General features: G+C 72.2%; 16 protein-coding genes. 10 read left to right on the top strand and 6 right to left on the bottom strand.

The window, feature by feature from the left end:
* Positions 1-5 precede the first annotated feature (5 nt).
* The 8 genes from BC793_RS40940 to BC793_RS40905 all read left to right on the top strand — a co-directional run bounded on the left by BC793_RS40940 (position 6) and on the right by BC793_RS40905 (position 8,810).
* Positions 6-1,544, top strand: coding sequence for an amidohydrolase (locus tag BC793_RS40940; protein ID WP_109602004.1), 1,539 nt, complete (start codon positions 6-8; stop codon positions 1,542-1,544).
* 14 nt (positions 1,545-1,558) lie between these two features.
* Positions 1,559-3,097 (top strand): lysine 5,6-aminomutase subunit alpha, encoded by a 1,539-nt coding sequence (gene kamD, locus BC793_RS40935; RefSeq protein ID WP_109602003.1) that lies wholly within the window; start codon positions 1,559-1,561, stop codon positions 3,095-3,097.
* Entirely contained in the window at positions 3,094-3,828 is a 735-nt protein-coding gene (gene kamE, locus BC793_RS40930; RefSeq protein WP_109602002.1) for a lysine 5,6-aminomutase subunit beta, read from the top strand. Before kamD ends, kamE begins: the two co-directional genes overlap by 4 nt.
* Complete coding sequence (gene kal / locus BC793_RS40925) at positions 3,825-4,190, top strand: 3-aminobutyryl-CoA ammonia lyase (protein ID WP_109602001.1); 366 nt, start codon at positions 3,825-3,827, stop codon at positions 4,188-4,190. The genes kamE and kal overlap by 4 nt, the downstream gene beginning before the upstream one ends.
* Positions 4,187-5,395, top strand: a complete 1,209-nt coding sequence (locus tag BC793_RS40920) for a glutamate mutase L (protein WP_109602000.1) — start codon at positions 4,187-4,189, stop codon at positions 5,393-5,395. Before kal ends, BC793_RS40920 begins: the two co-directional genes overlap by 4 nt.
* Before the next feature lie 448 nt (positions 5,396-5,843).
* Entirely contained in the window at positions 5,844-7,451 is a 1,608-nt protein-coding gene (gene lnt, locus BC793_RS40915) for an apolipoprotein N-acyltransferase (RefSeq protein WP_109601999.1), read from the top strand.
* Positions 7,448-8,218, top strand: a complete 771-nt coding sequence (locus tag BC793_RS40910; protein WP_109601998.1) for a polyprenol monophosphomannose synthase — start codon at positions 7,448-7,450, stop codon at positions 8,216-8,218. Before lnt ends, BC793_RS40910 begins: the two co-directional genes overlap by 4 nt.
* An 82-nt stretch (positions 8,219-8,300) precedes the next feature.
* Positions 8,301-8,810 carry an FxsA family protein gene (locus tag BC793_RS40905; protein ID WP_109601997.1) on the top strand — a complete coding sequence of 170 codons (510 nt, stop codon included), beginning with the start codon at positions 8,301-8,303 and terminating at the stop codon, positions 8,808-8,810.
* A 144-nt stretch (positions 8,811-8,954) separates the two neighbouring features.
* On the opposite strand, the gene BC793_RS40900 is transcribed toward BC793_RS40905, so the two are convergent.
* Positions 8,955-9,293 carry an RNA polymerase-binding protein RbpA gene (locus tag BC793_RS40900; protein WP_067693645.1) on the bottom strand — a complete coding sequence of 113 codons (339 nt, stop codon included), beginning with the start codon at positions 9,291-9,293 and terminating at the stop codon, positions 8,955-8,957.
* 503 nt (positions 9,294-9,796) lie between these two features.
* Positions 9,797-10,930, bottom strand: coding sequence for a coiled-coil domain-containing protein (locus BC793_RS40895; RefSeq protein WP_109601996.1), 1,134 nt, complete (start codon positions 10,928-10,930; stop codon positions 9,797-9,799).
* Between the two features lie 108 nt (positions 10,931-11,038).
* On the opposite strand from BC793_RS40895, the gene BC793_RS40890 reads away from it, so the two are divergent.
* Positions 11,039-11,842, top strand: a complete 804-nt coding sequence (locus BC793_RS40890; protein WP_203896561.1) for an SDR family oxidoreductase — start codon at positions 11,039-11,041, stop codon at positions 11,840-11,842.
* On the opposite strand, the gene BC793_RS40885 is transcribed toward BC793_RS40890, so the two are convergent.
* Complete coding sequence (locus tag BC793_RS40885; protein WP_109601994.1) at positions 11,832-12,245, bottom strand: DoxX family protein; 414 nt, start codon at positions 12,243-12,245, stop codon at positions 11,832-11,834. The two genes, BC793_RS40890 and BC793_RS40885, sit on opposite strands and share 11 nt — an antisense overlap.
* 18 nt (positions 12,246-12,263) lie before the next feature.
* The gene (locus tag BC793_RS40880) at positions 12,264-13,547 is read right to left on the bottom strand and encodes an SGNH/GDSL hydrolase family protein (protein WP_211340660.1); all 1,284 of its coding nucleotides are present in this window, start codon (positions 13,545-13,547) and stop codon (positions 12,264-12,266) included.
* Positions 13,548-13,605: 58 nt separating this feature from the next.
* Between BC793_RS40880 and BC793_RS40875 the strand changes: the two genes are divergently transcribed.
* A complete protein-coding gene (locus BC793_RS40875) occupies positions 13,606-14,403 on the top strand; it encodes a hypothetical protein (RefSeq protein ID WP_109602048.1) in 798 nt (265 codons plus the stop codon).
* A gap of 105 nt (positions 14,404-14,508) precedes the next feature.
* On the opposite strand, the gene BC793_RS40870 is transcribed toward BC793_RS40875, so the two are convergent.
* A complete protein-coding gene (locus BC793_RS40870; RefSeq protein WP_109601993.1) occupies positions 14,509-14,922 on the bottom strand; it encodes a hypothetical protein in 414 nt (137 codons plus the stop codon).
* A gap of 112 nt (positions 14,923-15,034) precedes the next feature.
* The gene (locus BC793_RS40865; protein WP_109601992.1) at positions 15,035-17,086 is read right to left on the bottom strand and encodes a sensor histidine kinase; all 2,052 of its coding nucleotides are present in this window, start codon (positions 17,084-17,086) and stop codon (positions 15,035-15,037) included.
* Between the last annotated feature and the right edge of the window lie 155 nt (positions 17,087-17,241).

Raw genomic sequence — 17,241 nt, 5'->3', positions numbered from 1 at the left:
CCGGCATGACGAACACTCCCTCGGTCCGCTACGTCAACGGCCGCTTCTACTCGGCCGCGGAACCCCGCGCCACCGCCATGGTCACCCGGGGCGACACGATCGCCTGGCTGGGCGACTCCGCCGACGCCCCGTCCGCCGACGTCACCGTCGACCTGGGCGGTGCCCTGGTCACGCCGGCGTTCGTGGACGCGCACCTGCACGCCACCGACACCGGTCTGGCGTTCGACGGGCTGGACCTGTCGGCGGTGCGGTCACCGGGGGAGCTGCTGGAGAGGGTGGCGGCGTTCGCGGCGACCCGTCCGGCCGACGGCGTGGTGCACGGGCACGGGTGGGACGAGTCGACGTGGTCCGACCAGACGCCGCCGACCGCGGCCGAGCTGGACCGGGCGGCGGCGGGCCGGCGGGTGTATCTGTCCCAGGCGTCGGTGCATTCGGCGCTGGCGTCGTCGTCGCTGCTGCCGGCCGCGCTGGGGGTGGACGGCTACGACGGGTCGGGCTGGGTGCGCGAGGCCGCGCACCACGCGGTTCGGGCGATCGCGCTGGGCTCGCTGACGGCGGCGCAGCGGACCGCGGCGCAGACGACCGCGCTGTCGAAGGCCGCGTCGATGGGGATCGCGGCGGTGCACGAGTGCGCCGGCCCGGGCACGTCCAGTGAGGCCGACTTCGCGTCGGTGCTGGCACTGTCCGGGCAGGGGCTGCCGCAGGTGTTCGGTTTCTGGGGCGAGCTGGGCGGCGCCGAGCGGGCCAGGGAACTGGGTGCGCACGGCGCGGCCGGTGACCTGTACGCCGACGGCGCCCTGGGCTCGCGGACGGCGTCGGTGCGTGCGCCCTACCACGACGGCGACCACGGGTGCGGTGAGGCGTTCCTGACCGCCGAGCAGGCGGCGGACCACCTGCTGGACTGCGTCCGGGTCGGGTTCCAGGGCGGCTTCCACGCGATCGGTGACGCCGCCATCGCGACGGTGCTGGAGGGTTTCGCGATCGCGGCGAAGTCGGTCGGCGTCGACCGGCTGCGCGAGGGCCACCACCGGATCGAGCACGTCGAACTGATCGACAAGGCGATGATCGCCCGGATGGTGGAGTTCGGGGTGATCGCCTCGGTGCAGCCGGTGTTCGACGCGCTGTGGGGCGGAACCGACCGGATGTACGCGCAGCGCCTCGGTGTGGAGCGAGCGCTGGCCAGCAACCCGATCGGTGCGATGCACGCGACCGGGGTGGCGCTGGCGTTCGGTTCGGATTCCCCGGTGACGGCGCTGGACCCGTGGGCGATCGTGGTGGCGGCCGCCGCCCCGCGCAACCCGAAGTTCCGGATGAGTGTGCGCTCGGCGTTCGCGGCGAGTACCGCGGGCGGCTGGCGGGCGGCCGCGGTGAGCGGTGCGGGCGTGCTGAAGCCGGGCGCGCCGGCGACCTTCGCGGCCTGGGACACCCCGGGCGGCGTGGACGGCGGACTGCCGGCGCTGCTGCCGGACGTGGACGGCACCGAACCGGAGCGGCCGGTCTGCCTGCGGACGGTGCTGCACGGCGAGACGATTTTCGAGAGGTAACGGAGGCGTTTTCTTTGGCCGGGAAGCTGGATCTGGATGCTGCCGTGGTGGCGCGGGCGAGGGCACTCGCCGCACGCGCCGGGCAGCCGGTGGTCGACCTGGCGCGGTCGCACACCACCGTGTCGGTGGAGCGCGCGGTATTGCGGCTGGCCGGGGTGACCGGCGCCGACCCGGACGGCATCCCCTGGGTGAACCGGCTGGTCGACGCGGTGCGTGCGGACGTCGGGCTCGGCCACGGGGTGGCCGTCCCGGTGTTCCACGCCATGGAGACCGCCGGGGTGGAGGACGTGACGGTCCTGGCGCAGAAGGCGGCGGCGGGCTCGGTGCGGTTCACCATGCCCGCTCGTCCCGCGAAGGCCCGCCAGCGGGCCCGGCGCGCCACCGCGGCCGGTCTCAAGACCATCGACCGGCGGCGGGCCGAACGGGACCGGCTGATCAAACGGTTCGGGGACCCGAAACAGCGGCCGTGGATCTACCTGATCGTCGCGACCGGGGACATCTACGAGGACATCCCGCAGGCACAGGCGGCGGCCCGGGCCGGGGCGGACGTGATCGCGGTGATCCGCTCGACCGGCCAGTCGCTGCTGGACTACGTGCCGGAGGGCGCGACCCGGGAGGGGTTCGCCGGCACGTACGCCACGCAGGAGAACTTCCGGCTGATGCGGGCGGCGCTGGACGAGACGTCGAAGGAGGTGGGCCGGTACGTGCGGCTCACCAACTACGCGTCCGGCCTGTGCATGCCGGAGATCGCCACGCTGGCCGGGTTGCAGCGGCTCGACATGATGCTCAACGACTCGATGTACGGGATCCTGTTCCGCGACATCAACCCGATCCGCACCTTCGTCGACCAGCGGTTCTCCCGGCAGATCCACGCGCGGGCCGGAATCATCATCAACACCGGCGAGGACAACTACCTCACCACCGCCGACGCGGTCGACGCGGCGCACACGGTGACGGTGTCGCAGCTGATGAACGAGTACTTCGCCCACGAGGCCGGGCTGGCGGACTGGCAGCTCGGCCTCGGCCACGCCTTCGAGATCAACCCGGACCTGCCGGACTCCTTCCGGATGGAGCTCGCGCACGCGCTGCTCGCCCGGGAGCTCTTCCCGGACGCCCCGCTCAAGTGGATGCCGCCGACCAAGCACATGACCGGCGACGTCTTCCGCGGCAACCTGCTCGACGGCTTCTTCAACCTGGCCGGCGCCCTGACCGGCCAGGGCATCCTGCTGGTCGGCATGATGACCGAGGCCGTCGTCACGCCGTGGATCTCCGACCGGGACATCGCCCTCCAGAACGTCCGCTACGTCCTCAACGGGGCGGGCAACCTGCACGAGGACTTCACCCCCGGACCGTTCATCCGCGGCCGCGCCAACCAGGTCCTGAGCGAGGCCATCGACCTGCTGGAACGCATCGTCGACGACGGCATGCTCAACGCCATCGCCGACGGCACCTTCGGGATCATGAAGCGGCCCGCCGACCGCGGCAAGGGCCTCGACGGCGTCGCCCGGCAGGACGAGGACTACTACAACCCGGTCACGGAGGGCCTCGCATGAGCATCGTCCGCCCGTACGGCGACACCACCGGCGACGGCATGGTGCAGCTCTCCTTCACCCTGCCGATCCCGCACGACAAACGGGCCGAGGGCGCCGCGATCCAGCTGGCGAACAAGATGGGCATGGACCCGGCGATGCTCGTGCACGCCAAGCCGATGGGCGACGGCTTCACCTTCTTCGTCGTCTACGGCAAGGTCGCCCACCTCGTCGACACCGACAAGGTGCAGGTCGTCGAACGTGACTTCCCGCTGCTGAGCGCCAAGGAGGTCAACGCCGCCATCAAACGCGGGCTGCGCCGGCGGCTCAACGTGGTCGGGGCGTGCATCGGCACCGACGCGCACACCGTCGGCATCGACGCCATCCTCAACCTCAAGGGCATCGCCGGCGAGAAGGGCCTGGAGTACTACTCCGAACTGTCGGTCACCAACATGGGCGCCCAGGTGTCGGTGCCCGACCTGGTGGAGACCGCCCGCGAGCGCAAGGCCGACGCGGTCCTGGTCTCCCAGGTGGTCACCCAGCGCGACGCGCACCTGCAGAACACCCGGGCCATGTCGGCGGCCTTCCGGGAGGCGCTGCCGGCCGGGAAACGGCCGCTGCTGATCGTCGGTGGCCCCCGCTTCGACGAACTGATGGCGCCCGAACTGGGCGTCGACCGGATCTTCAGCCGCGGCACCACCCCGCGTGAGGTCGCCTCCTATCTCGTCCACGCCCTCGCCGGAGGTTCGAAGTGATCACCGTGACCCATCGCCGCTACGTGCCCTACGCCCACGCCCACTACGCCGGGAACCTGGTCGACGGCGCCTACTCGCTAGGCCTGTTCGGCGACGTGGCCACCGAGATCTGCATCCGGCTCGACGGCGACGAGGGACTGTTCGCCTCCTACGACGACGTGCAGTTCAAGGCGCCGGTGCGGGCCGGGGACGTACTGGAGATCATCGGGACGGTGACGAAGGCGGGCACCCGCTCCCGGAAGATCGCCTTCGAGGTCCGGGTGGTCTGCCGGGGCACGTCCGGGTCGGCGGCCGAGGTACTCGAGGAACCGATCGTGGCCACCACCGCGGTCGGGACGGTCGTGGTGCCGCCGAAGCCGTGACGACCGCCGTTTGTGTCGACGTCGGGTCCACGTACACCAAAGCCGCCAAGATCGATCTGGACGGCGCGGAACTGATCCGCCGCGCCGAGGTGCCGACCACCGCCTCCTCGGACGTCCTGGAGGGCCTGGACGCCGCGGTCGCCGCCGTGGGCGGCGGCGACCGGCTCTATGTCTGCTCGTCGGCCGGCGGCGGCCTGCGCCTGGCCGTCATCGGCTACGAGCAGCTGGTCACCGCCGAGGCCGGGCACCGCGTCGGCTTGTCCGCCGGCGCCCAGGTGGTCCACGTCGCCGCCGGGCCGATGACCGGCCCGGACCTGGCGCGGCTGCGTGCCGCCCGCCCGGACGTACTGCTGCTCGCCGGCGGCACCGACGGCGGCGACGCCGAGACCCTTCTCCACAATGCGAGGCGGCTCGCCGCGGCCCGGATCCGGATTCCGGTGGTCCTGGCCGGCAACGCGGACGTACGCGACGAGGCGCGCGACCTGATGACCGGACGCGGTGTCCCCGTCACCGCTACCGCGAACGTGTTGCCGCGCATCGGTGTCCTCGACCCACTGCCGGCCCGCGCCGCGATCCGTGACGTGTTCCTGCGGCACGTGATCGGCGGTAAACGGCTGTCGAAGGGCCGCCGGTTCGCCCAGCTGGTGCGGGCCGCCACCCCGGACGCCGTGCTGGCCGGCGTGGAGGCGCTGGCCGACCTCACCGGCTACGGCATCCTGGTCGTCGACGTCGGCGGCGCCACCACCGACGTCTACTCGGCGCTCGTCCCCGACGCCGAGGCGGAGACCGGCCCGCGCCGGGACGTCGCCGGCACCCTGTGGCGGGCCCGCACCGTCGAGGGCGACCTGGGAGTGGCGGTCGGCGCCGAGGGCACCCGTGCGGCCGCGGTGGCCGAGAAGCTGCCCGCCCCCGACGGCGACCGGCGACTCGCCGCGACGGCGGCGGTGATCGCGTTGCGCCGGCACGCCCGCGGGCGCCCCGGCCTACGTGACGTACGTCTCGTCATAGGCTCCGGCGGGGTCCTGCGGCACGGCGGCGGCGACGCGGTGCTGCGGGCCGTCCTGGCCGACGTCGGCGGCGGCTGGGCACCCCCCGAACGGGCTCGTGCGCTGGTCGATGAACAGTACATATTGGCCGCTGCGGGTCTGCTCGCCGCCGAACATCCGGACGTCGCCGTGCGACTTCTGGGTAACTCGATCCGGTAATCCGGATGACACGCCGATGAATGAGACACGCCGCGACACGAGGACGACGGTTGACAGACGGCCGGGTCCGGGACGTACCGTCTTCAGGTCCTGTTCCACGTTTCGTCGTCCACTGGCCGCAGTCCCCGCAGGGGTCGCGCGTTCTGCCAGGTCCAGGGGATTACGAGACGCAGGCGGCACGAGACGGGCCACGCACGGGTGGCCCTCCGGGGGCCGGGATCATGGCCAGTAGACAACGGCACGACGCGCGCAGCCGGCACGCGGTGGGTCGGTCCGAAGGTCATGACGAGGTCACCGGATTTCGTCTGCCGCACGCCGGGTCTCCCGGCCGCGCGCCGGTGTTTCACCGGCCGCAAACAGGTGTGGAGCACCCGAGGGGCGTGGTCGAACCGTGACCGCGCCCCTCCGTCGTGCCTGCATATCGGCGGGTAGCCTGCCTGGCGTGGAAATGACACTGCCCCCACCGGCGCTCACCGAGCCGGGCCCCGCGGCCGACGCGCCCGGGCCCCCGCTGCGGCTGCCGGTGGCCGCGGCGCTGGCCGTCGCCTCGGGCGCGGCCCTGCTGCTCGCCCTGCCTCCGTACGACCTGTGGTGGCTCGCCCCGGTGGGGGTGGCGCTGCTCGCCGCGGCGGTGCACCGCAGGCGCCTGCGGGCCGGGTTCGGGCTCGGCTACCTCGCCGGGCTGGTGCTGTTCGTGCCGCTGCTGGAGTGGACCACCATCGGCGGCGGCTGGCTGCCGTGGATCATCCTGAGCCTGGCGCAGGCCGCCTACCTCGGGCTGGCCGGGCTGGCCGGGGCGTGGACGTCGCCGCTGGCCGACCGGTGGCGGGCCCTGTGGCCACTGCTCACCGGGCTGATCTGGGGCGGGCAGGAGTTCCTGCGCGACCGCACCCCCTTCGGCGGCTTCCCGTGGGGACGGCTCGCGTTCAGCCAGGGCGACGCCCCCACGCTGCGCCTGGCCGCCTACGGCGGGGCACCCCTGGTCACGTTCGTGGTCGCGGTCGCCGGTGGCGCCCTGCTCGCGCTGGCCTGGCGGCGCTCCGGGATCCCGGCCGCCGCCGGATTCGCCGTCACCGCGGCCGTCCTGCTCGGCGGGCCCGCCGCCCTGCCGCTGGAGACCCCCGCCGGCCCCACCACCGCCGTCGCCATCGTCCAGGGCAACGTGCCCCGCCTCGGCCTGGACTTCAACGCCCAGCGGCGGGCCGTGCTCGACAACCACGTCAACGCCACCATCGCGCTGGCCGCCGACGTCGCCGCCGGCCGGCAGAAACAGCCCGCCCTGGTCGTCTGGCCGGAGAACTCCAGCGACATCGACCCGCTGCGCAACGACGACGCCGCCGCGCTCATCCAGTCCGCCGCCGACGCGATCAAGGCGCCCATCCTGGTCGGCACCCTGCAGCGCACCGACGTGCCCGGCGACATCTACAACGTCGGCATCCTGTGGCGTCCCGGCGGCGCCGGCCCCGACCTCGACCAGCAGTACGAGAAACGCCACCCGGTGCCGTTCGCCGAGTACATGCCGCTGCGCTCGATCGCCCGGCTGGTCACCGACAAGGTCGACCTGGTCCGCAACATGCTCGGCGGCGACCACCCCGGCGTCATCGACACCGGTGCGGCCGTCGTCGGCGACGTGATCTGCTTCGAGGTCGCCTACGACGACATCGTCCGCGACACCGTCGACGGCGGGGCGCAGATCCTCACCGTGCAGACCAACAACGCCACCTTCAACGAGGCCGAGGCCCTGCAACAGCTGGCCATGGTGCGTCTGCGGGCGGTCGAGCACGGCCGGGAGGCACTGATGGTCTCCACTGTCGGGGTCTCCGGTTTCGTGGACGGCGAGGGCTCGGTCCACGGTTCGACCGGCTTCAACACCGGTGCGGTGGTGGTCCGTGACATGAATCTTGACGGACCGCGTACGCTGGCGACTCGTTCGGGCCTCTGGCCCGAGGCGCTGATCGTTTTTGGTACGGTCGTCGCCCTCATCGGCGTGCTGCCCCTGCGCCGCCGTAAGACGAGAATCGACAGTGACGACGTGACAGTTTCGGAGGAACGGTGAGCGAGGCCGAAGGCTACCCGGGAGTGGGACGGGTCCTCGTGATCATCCCCACGTACAACGAGGCGGACAATGTCCGGCTGATCACCGAACGGGTGCGTAAGGCGACGCCTGCCGTCGACATCCTGGTGGCCGACGACAATTCCCCGGACGGCACCGGCGCGATCGCCGACGAGCTCGCCGACGCCGACGACCACATCTTCGTGCTCCACCGGGCCGGCAAGGAGGGCCTGGGCGCCGCCTACAAGGCCGGCTTCGCGTGGGGCAAGGAGAAGGGCTACGACGCGGTCGTCGAGATGGACGCGGACGGCTCGCACGCCCCCGAGGAACTGCCGCTGCTGCTGGACGCACTGAAGGACCACGACGTGGTCCTCGGTACCCGCTACATCCCCGGCGGCAGTGTCCACAACTGGCCGATGCGGCGCCTGCTGCTGTCCCGCGGCGGCAACATCTACATCCGGATGGCGCTCGGCATGCCGTTCAAGGACGCCACCGGCGGCTACCGGGCGTACCGGATCGCCGTTCTCGACAAGATCGACGTCGGGACGATCGCGTCCACCGGCTACTCGTTCCAGGTCGAGATGGCCTGGCGGTCGTACCGGCAGGGCTTCCGCATGAAAGAGGTGCCGATCACGTTCACCGAGCGCGAAATCGGCGTCAGCAAGATGAGCGGCAACATCTTCAAGGAACAGCTGCTGAGGGTCACCGTGTGGGGCGTGCAGGCCCGCAAGGAGAGCCTGAGCAACCTGGTCAGCCGCAAACCTCGCTAAGGAAGCACTCAGCTTCGAGGTGTCATGCTTGAGCGAGCCCGTCGTGAGGCGGGCTCGCGTGGCACCCTCCGGAGGATCGACGATGCGCCGAAGCAGACTGGCCTACCTACCCCTCGTGTTCCCGCTGCTGGCGTTCGCTGAGTTCCTGGCCTTCGTCTCGGTGGCACAGATCCTCAGCTTCGGCTGGGCGGCCCTGCTGCTCGCCGCGTGCAGCGTCGTCGGGGTCCTCCTGCTGCGCCGTGAGGGCATCCGCGGCTTCCGCGCCTTCCAGGAGGCCACCCGCGACGGCCGGCCGCCGGCTGCCGGGGTCACCAATTCACTGATCGGCCTCGGCGGGGCATCGCTGCTGGCGCTGCCCGGTTTCATCACCGGCGTCGCCGGCATCGTCCTGCTCCTGCCGCCCAGCCGGTTCCTGGCTCGCCGCGGCATCGAGCGACTGGCCGCCCGGCGTCTCGGCGGTGCCGCCACCGGTGACCTGTTCGGCCCGCGTCGCGTCCGCGTCCACCAGAGCGACCCGGTCACCGTGGTCGTCGTCGACGAGCAGCGCCCGACCCCACCGGCAGGCGCCATCGAGGGCGAGATCCTCCGCTGACCCGCTGACCCGCTGACCCGCTGACCCGTCGGCCGGCTGGCTCGTCGGCCCGCCACCGCAGGCTCCGCTCTCTCCCGGCCTCCCTGTTTCCGGCATGCGAAAAGGGCCGCCCCGTCAGGGGCGGCCCTTTCTCGTGTCAGTTCCTCAGCGACCGCGGCGGGTGCGAACTTCCTGCAACCGCTCGTTGAGGATGTCCTCCAGCTCGGCGATCGAACGCCGCTCCAGAAGCATGTCCCAGTGGGTGCGCGGCGGCTTGGCCTTCTTCGCCTCCGGCTCGTTGCCGTCGACCAGACGGGCGACGCTGCCGTCGAACTTGCACTCCCAGGTGGTGGGCACCTCGGCGTCGACGGCGAACGGCACCTCGAACTGGTGACCCTTGACGCACAGGTACTCGCGGGTCTGCCGGGGGGCAAGCTCGGTGTTACGGTCGGACTCGTAGCTGACTGCGCCTAGACGGCTGCCGCGCAGCATGCGTTCGCCCATGATCGGCTTTCCCCTCGCTCGTGGTGCTGCTCTCGTTGGTGTAACGAAAGGCGCGGCCGCTGGATTCCTCCGCCGGGATCCCCGCCGGCCGCCTAAGTTGTTCCGTCCGCACCGCTGTATCGGCGGTGTTAACGCTATGAGCGTAACCGGCCACTCACCCCCACCTGCAAACCGAACCGGCGTCCGAGTGGACCTTGGTCCACTTTGTGATTCTTTGCCGCTTCTTCGCGTGGTGCGATGTCGGTCACTCGACCGGATTCACTCGTAATTCACGGCACCTTCGGTCACTCGCCGGTGCGCACATCGTAGTGATCGGCTAAGGAACCATGGGCTGAAGCCTTCCGGGCACCTTCCCGAGCCCGCGCCGAACGTGAGAATGTTCACGAGTCGCCCACGGCCCACGCCGTAGCCCGCCTCACCGCGAGTGCTTACCCCACGTCTCATCGCCCACACCCGTCCGCCCGGAAAATCTCGGCGCCGCCACCCCAGCGCGGCAGCCGGGGTCAGCTGTTGTCGGACGGGGACGGCTGGGCGGGCGCCGGGGCGGCGGGCCGGGCGGCGCCGAGCGCGGCCAGAGCCGCGGCCAGGTCGCTGACCTGAGACGTCAGCTGGGCGACGCGGTTCTGGGCGGTGTCGGCGTCGGCGCGGGCGAACGCGAGACGGCGTTCCAGGTCGGCCTGGTCCCGCGCGGCACGGTCCACCGACCGTTCAAGATCTTCATTGGTACGCCGCAGAGTGTCCCGCTCGGCCAGCACCGCCGTCAGCGCCTCCCGCGCGGTGACCGCGTCCGCCTCGGCACGGCGGGCCTGCTCGACGGCGTCGTCCCGGGCCCGTTCGGCGGCGGCGGCGCGCTGCCCCTCCCGGACGGCGTCGGCCGAGCGCTGCTCCACCTGTTCGCGGGCGGCCGTCAGTTCCTCTTGCGCGCGGCGTTGCGCTGCCTCGACCGTACCCCGAAGATCCTTGGCGTCCTGGATCGCGGTCCTGAGGTCGCGCTCGGCGGTGTCGCGGGCGCTGCGCACGTCCTGAAGCTCGCGCCGCGCCGCCTCCAGATCGTCGGCGGCCGCGTCGCGTTCGGACTCGGCCCGCTCCCGCAGAGCGACCGCGGCCGTGGCCTTGCGCACCGCCTCGTCCCGCGCCGCGGCGGCCTCCTGAGCGCGTCTCCCAGCCTCCTCCGCGGCCCGTTTCGCGTCCTCCGCCTGCTGCCGGGCCTCGTCGCGCTCGGCCGTGGCCGCCGCCGCGATCTGCTGGGCGGCCGCCGCCGCGGTGGCCGCGTGCTCGGCGTCGCGGCGGGCGTCGTCGCGTTCCGCGTGTGCCGCCGCCACCTGGCCCGACGTCTCCGCCCGGACCTCGGCGACCTGACGTTCCACGCCGGCCGGCGACATCTCCGAGTGCAGCGCCTCGGTCAGGGACCCGACGAGCTGGTCGAGACGGTCGACGACCTCCCAGGTACGCGCGACCTGCCCCGCCAGCCCCGGCGACTGACGATGCCGCATCCGCACGTTGCGGGAGGCACGCTGGCATTCCCCGTCGTTGTCCCGGCAGTAGCGGAACGGCCGGCCGGCGGACGAGCGCTGGGGTACGGGGCGGCCGCAGTGGCCGCAGGGACGGGTCTCGGCTTCGGAATCCTGCACAGTCATAACGTCCACCACCCTAGGCTGCCCCCACCCCACGGCCCGGCAACCACACCGTGATCACTCGCTTGATCCGGGTTACCGGGCGTACCCCCGTGGTCTTAAGGTTTGCCGATGGATCGCACCGCGTTGGTCACCGGAGCCTCGTCCGGGATCGGTCTGGCTACCGCGGCGGCTCTGGCCGCCCGCGGATTCCGGGTGCTGGGCACCAGTCGTGACCCCGGGCGGCTGACACCGGAGCAGCGGGCCGACGGCGTCGACTACCTGCCGCTCGACCTCGGCGACGACGCGTCGATCGATCGCCTCGCGGACACACTGGCCGGCGTCGACGTGCTCGTCAACAACGCGGGGGAGAGCCAGTCGGGGCCGATCGAGGAGCTGCCGGGAGACGCTCTGCGGCGGATCTTCCAGGTCAACGTCCTCGGGCCGGTCCGGTTGACGCAGCTGGCACTGCCGGGGATGCGGGCACGCGGGTACGGCCGGGTGGTCATGGTCGGCTCGATGCTGGCGTCGTTCCCCCTGGCCTACCGGTCGTCGTATGTGGCGTCGAAGGCGGCGGTCAAGGGTTTCAGCAACGGCGCCCGGCAGGAGCTGACACCGTTCGGCGTGTGGCTGACGACGGTGGAGCCGGGGTCGATCGCGACCGGCATCAGTGAGCGGCGCACGAAATACATCGGGGCGGACTCACCGTACCGGGAGGACTTCGCCCGGATGCTCGCCGCTCTGGACCGCAACGAGCGGGCCGGGATCACCGCCGCGCAGGTCGCCCGGACGATCGTGGCCGCGATCGAGGCGGACCGGCCGAAGGCCCGTTACGCGGTGGGCAGCAACGCCCCGGCCGTCTTCGCGCTGCGGCGGCTGCTGCCCGGCGGCCTCGTCGAGAAGATCGTGCACCGGCGGCACGGCCTCAGTCGCTGAACCGTCGGCGCAGGGTGCTGATCGCGCTGGTCACGGCCAGCGCCCAGACCACCAGCAGCGGCTGGAAGAACAGCCGGGCGAACCGCTTGGTATCGGTGTCGAGGCCGAAGCCGTCCTTGTGCTCCAGCCACTGGGCCACGTTGCCCGGGAAGATCACGATGAAGAACGCGGCCACGATCACCCCGAGCCGGCCGCGGGCCGGCTGCCGCCAGACCGTCAGCAGTGCCACGCCCAGGGTGATCTCGACGACGCCGGAGGCCAGCACCACGAAGTCGGCGTCGAGGGGGAACCAGTCGGGGACCTGCGCCTGGAACTCGCTGCGGCCGACGGTCAGATGGGTGATACCGGCGAACGCCAGGACCGCGCCGAGAAGCGCCTGACCCACGTTTCGGATGACCGTCATGACGCCTCTTATAACACGTCACGGGGCGAACCAGCGCAGGTCGACGGCGTCGGCGATCGCCTGCAGGCCCGCGGCGGACGGGTGCAGATGGTCACCGGAGTCGTAGCGGCGCAGGAAACGGGCCGGGCGTGCCGGGTCGCGGAGGGCCTCGTCCTGATCCAGGACGGCGTCGCAGCCGCTGCCGGGGGAGCGGAGGAACGTGTTGACAGCGGCACGGCCGGCCTCACCGCCGGAGGTCCAGTAACCGGCGCCCTCGTACGGCGTCAGGGTGGAGCAGATCACCCGTACTCCCGCCGCATGGGCCCGCGTGATCAGCTCCCGGAGGCCGGCGATCAGCCGGCCGGCGGGCGGCGGGTCGGCGGCACCGAGATCGTTGAGCGCGTCATCGGAGATGATCACCCATCGCACGCCCGCCCGGCGCAGCACATCGCGGGCGAACCGGGCCGGGGCCCGCTCACCGTGCTCGTCGGCGGTCAGGCGATTGCCGCTGAGCCCGGTGTTGAGCACGCCGATCTCCCGGCCGGACGCGCGCAGCCGGTCGGACAGCAGGTCGGGCCAGCGCCGGTCGCCGCCGAACGGTGAACCCAGCCCGTCGGTGATCGACGCCCCGAACGCCACCACCGCGCCGGCGCCGCCCCGCACGTCCAGGCCGGACAGGAAATACCAGCTGCGCTCGGCCCGCGCACCGGTCAGCCGGGTGGCGAAGACCTGCTCCCCGGCGGCGACCCAGTTGCGCCGCGACGCGACGGGGTGCCGGGTGCTCGGGCCGGTCGCCGCCGGCAGATACAGGGTGACCGCCACGTCCGCGTCGGCCGGCACCACGAACGGCACCTCGTCACTGACCGCGGAGCCGCCCACCGGAATCGTCACCGACGGCCGACCGCCGAACGTGACCGCCCGGTGGGCCCCCAGCCCGGCCGACCCGATCGTCAGCGGCCGGGTGCCGAACTCGTTGGTCAGGTGCAGCCGGGCGGCATGGCCGCCGATGCTGGTGTGCACGATCTGCCGCAGAGTGTGGTCGTCGAACGCGCGCCCGTCGCCCTGCACGGCGGCCGCCCACGTGCCGGTCCACTGCGGCGTCACCGGTGCCGATGGTGTCACCGACGACACCGGCGGCGCGGGCCTCCGCGGCGGCTCGGGCGCGGTACATCCCGCCGACAGCAGCAGAAGGAACACCACCGCGCGGCGCATGATCTCCATCCTGTCACCGGGCGCGGGCCCGGCGGTGCGGCAGACGGCGAAACCCGGGATCGGCGTACGGCCACCGAGGGCACCGTGGCCGTCCGCGCGAGGTCTCCGCACCACCGGACCGCGACGCGGCCGCCGGGCTGAATCCGGTGGTCGCGGAAGGATGGGTCCCGTGGAGATCATCGAGCAGTTCGTGGCCGGCAAGAGCGGGGATCCGCACGGGTGCGAGGACGCGATCGTCGTGACCGGGCGGCACGCCGCGGTGATCGACGGGGCGACCGACGTCAGCGGCCGGACCTTCCACGGCCGGTCCGGCGGCTGGTGGGCGATGAACGCCTGCCGCGACGTCATCGGCCGGCTGGCCGAGGACACCGACGCCGGCACCGCCGTGGCCGCGCTGACCGCGGAACTCGCCGCCCGCACCGAACCCGGGGACACCGCGGCGTCGGTCACCGTCTATTCCGCGGCGCGACGGGAGATCTGGCAGATCGGTGACGTCGGTTTCGCCTACCGGGGCCTGCCGCCCGCGGCCGGGCAGCCGCGCAAACTCGTCGACCGGGTGGCGGCGTCGTTCCGTGCGGCGGTCATCGCCGCGGAGGCCGCCGCCGGGCGCATCAGCATGGACCGCGTGACCGAGGAGGACCCGGGACGCCTGGCAGCCCGGGCCCTCGTCAGCCGTCAGGACGCGTTCCGCAACCGCACCGGGCCGTACGGATACGCCGCGATCGACGGCCGTCCGGTGCCGCCGTCACTGGTGGTCGTCCACCCGGTCCCCGACGACGTCGACGAGCTGAGGATCGCCAGCGACGGCTACCCGGTGATCGGGGAATCGCTGGCGGAGTCGGAGTCGATCCTGGGCGGGCTGCTGGTGAAGGATCCGTGGTGCGTGGCCGAACTCGCCGGCACCAAGGCCGTCCGGCCCGGCCAGGTCAGCTTCGACGATCGTGCCTACCTGCGCATCCGCCGGTGAGCCGGGGGTCACGCCCGGGCCCCTGCGACGGCGACCCGGGATCACGTCCCGGTGTGCGGCGGCGACCCGGGATCACGTCCCGGTGTGTGCGGTGGTGAGCCGGGGTCAGGCCCGGGTGCGGGCGGCGGCGACCCGGGCGACCATCAGCTCGACGACGGCCTCGAACGCCGACAGGATGAGCACGAACATGTCGGACGGGCCGGAGACCGACGACGTGCCGACCGTGCCGACGACGACCACGACGGCGACCGGGATCGCGACCACCCGCACTCCGGCCAGCAGCACCGCGAGCCCGGCGAGCCGGTGCCCACGGGTGTCGCGGAACAGCGCGACAGCGGCCGACAGCATCACCACCACACCGAGCGCGGCCGATCCGGCGAACACCATGAACGGTGCGACCTCGGCCGCTGTCACGTCACCGTCCCGGTACGCCGACCACATGATCGAGTTGATCGCGACCAGGCCCGCGTCGACCATTACCAGGACCAGGGTCAGCGCCCCCAGCACCCGGTTGCTCACGCCCTCGGAAGACCCATGCGCCACGGCGTCCCCCCGACCTCCGGTGGATCTCGTCCCGTCAATATCGCACCGCCGCGCCAGCCGGTGCCGGGCCGCGTCGCGGCGCGACGGGTCAGGAGGAGGTGACCGGGGACGCCGGTGCGGAGATCGCCGGCCGGACGGGGTCGGGCGTGCGCGGCAGCGAGAGGATGAAGACGGCGCCGTGGGGCTCGTTCGGTTGGTAGCCGATGGTGGCACCGGAGGCGTCCGCGAGGCGGGCGACCAGATAGAGGCCGAGCCCGGTGCCGCTCTTGGTGGTGGCGACACCGGTCTCGGCGCGGGTGAAACGCTCGAACAGGTGCGGGATGAACGCGGCGGGGACGCCCTCGCCACTGTCGGCCACCCGGACCAGGGTGCGGTCACGGTCGGGAGTGATCATGACCTGAACCGGCGGGGCGCCGTACTTCGTGGCGTTGCCCAGCAGATTGCCCAGCAGCAGCTGCAGGTGCACCGGGTCGGCGAACGCGGTGACCTGATCCGGTGCGGTGACCGTGATCGTGCCGGGTTCGGCGCCTTGGGCGATGACCGCCTCCCGGACGGCGTGGGCGACGTCCAGGCGCACCGGCCGGGCGGTGAGGGCACCGGCGTCGAGCTGGGCGAGCGTCAGGATCTCGGTGACCAACCGGTCGGCGCGGTGCCCGGCGGTGGTCATCCGGCGCAGGTAGTGCAGGCGGGTGTCGTCCTCCAGGTCGGGCCAGTCGTCGAGCAGCAGCTCGCCGGCCGAGACGATGGCGGTGAGCGGCTGGCGTACGTCGTGGGTGAGCATCGCCATGAAGTCGGCCATCTGCTCGTTGGCGTGTTCCAGACGTTCGGCGTGGCGGGCGAGCTCGGCGGCGGCGCGGCGGCGCTCGTCCGCCAGGGCGTGCCGTTCCGTCATGTCGATGATCTGGGTGGCGATGTACTGCGGCCGGTCGGCCTCGTCACGCAGCAGGCTGGCGGTGATCGTGGCGTCCACGATCCGGCCGTCGGCATGCACGTAACGCTTGTCGATGTCGAAACCGTCGATCCGGCCGGTGCGGCAGTCGCGGACGTTGCGCTGCGTCGTGATCACGTCGTCGGGGTGGGTGACGTCGGTGACGTGCCGGCCGAGCAGATCCGTCTCGGTACGCCCCAGCATCTGACAGAGGGTGGGATTGACCCGGACCATCCGGCCGTCCATGTCGGTCAGCGTCATGCCGATGCGCGAGTTGTCGAACACCTTGCGCAGCCGCAGCTCACTGGAGCGCAGTTCACGCCGGTTGCGGCGGGCCCGGGCGGTGGCCGCGACCACGAGCAGCCCGACCCCCGACGCGGTGACCAGCGCGGCCCGTCCGGCGGCCCGGCTGCCCGACGTGGAGGCGAACAGCACGTCCTCGGAGACGGCGGCGGACAGCCGCCACGGGGTGCCGGGGATGTCGCGTGAGGTGTACCGCCACCAGACGCCGCCGTCCTGGTAGCGGCCGGTTCCGGCCCGGCTCAGCGCGGCGTGCAGCCGGGGCTCCTCGTTGATCAGCAGGTTCACGACGGTGTGCGGGTGGTTCCCCGCGACGACGGCGTCGACCGAGTCGACCAGGTGCACCTTCGCGCCTTCCAGTGGGATGGCGGTGGCCAGGTAGGACGAGAGCTGGCTGCCGCCGACCGCCACCGCCCCGGAGAAGACCCGCCGCCCGTACGGTGTGCCGTAGGGCACCGCGAAGGCGACCACCGGCAGGCCCTCGACGGCTGAGGCAACGACCGAGGACACGGCGGGCCGGCCCTGGGTCACCGCGATGTCCATGTGCCGGTAGCGCTCGGAGATCTTCTGGCCGGTCAGTGCCGGGTCGGGTGGCATGACCTGGAGGAGTCGGCCCTCGGCGTCGAGCAGGACGGCGGCCGGATAACCGAACCCGCCGACCGAGCGGGTGAAGTCGACGGCCGTCACCGTCTGATCGCTGAGGAACGCGCGTGCCTGGGTGCTCTGCCGGGCGATCAGGTCGGTGACCAGGGCTTCGACGAAATCGGCGGCCAGCCCGGCGCGCCACTCGTAGCGCTGGACGACGGCGTTCTTGGTGGTGCGCTCGACCCAGATCAGAACGCCGGTTCCCAGGCAGGTGAGCATCAGCCACACCGCGAGCGGCGCGGCGAGGAAACGCCAACCCGTCCGCATCTTTCTAACTATTTCATGTTTTGGTCTCTGCCCACCTGAGGACCGGGAAAGGCAGCCTTCGGTACGGGGCCCGATGACCGGGTGGGCAGCGTCGCACGGCGTCGGCGCCGGCAGGTGGCGCGGATGGGTTCGTCCCGGATCAGCTGTCCGGCCAG

It is taken from the genome of Actinoplanes xinjiangensis (genome assembly GCF_003148685.1).
Classification (GTDB): Bacteria; Actinomycetota; Actinomycetes; order Mycobacteriales; family Micromonosporaceae; genus Actinoplanes; species Actinoplanes xinjiangensis.
The sequence above is the reverse complement of the archived record's forward strand: the minus strand, read 5'-3'. Positions and strand labels throughout refer to the sequence as shown.

Coding starts and splice junctions, on each gene's coding strand:
- BC793_RS40940 (WP_109602004.1), top strand. CDS start 6: ATGACGAACACTCCCTCGGTCCGCTACGTCAACGGCCGCTTCTACTCG.
- kamE (WP_109602002.1), top strand. CDS start 3,094: ATGAGCATCGTCCGCCCGTACGGCGACACCACCGGCGACGGCATGGTG.
- lnt (WP_109601999.1), top strand. CDS start 5,844: ATGACACTGCCCCCACCGGCGCTCACCGAGCCGGGCCCCGCGGCCGAC.
- BC793_RS40905 (WP_109601997.1), top strand. CDS start 8,301: ATGCGCCGAAGCAGACTGGCCTACCTACCCCTCGTGTTCCCGCTGCTG.
- BC793_RS40900 (WP_067693645.1), bottom strand. CDS start 9,293: ATGGGCGAACGCATGCTGCGCGGCAGCCGTCTAGGCGCAGTCAGCTAC.
- BC793_RS40895 (WP_109601996.1), bottom strand. CDS start 10,930: ATGACTGTGCAGGATTCCGAAGCCGAGACCCGTCCCTGCGGCCACTGC.
- BC793_RS40890 (WP_203896561.1), top strand. CDS start 11,039: ATGGATCGCACCGCGTTGGTCACCGGAGCCTCGTCCGGGATCGGTCTG.
- BC793_RS40885 (WP_109601994.1), bottom strand. CDS start 12,245: ATGACGGTCATCCGAAACGTGGGTCAGGCGCTTCTCGGCGCGGTCCTG.
- BC793_RS40865 (WP_109601992.1), bottom strand. CDS start 17,086: ATGCGGACGGGTTGGCGTTTCCTCGCCGCGCCGCTCGCGGTGTGGCTG.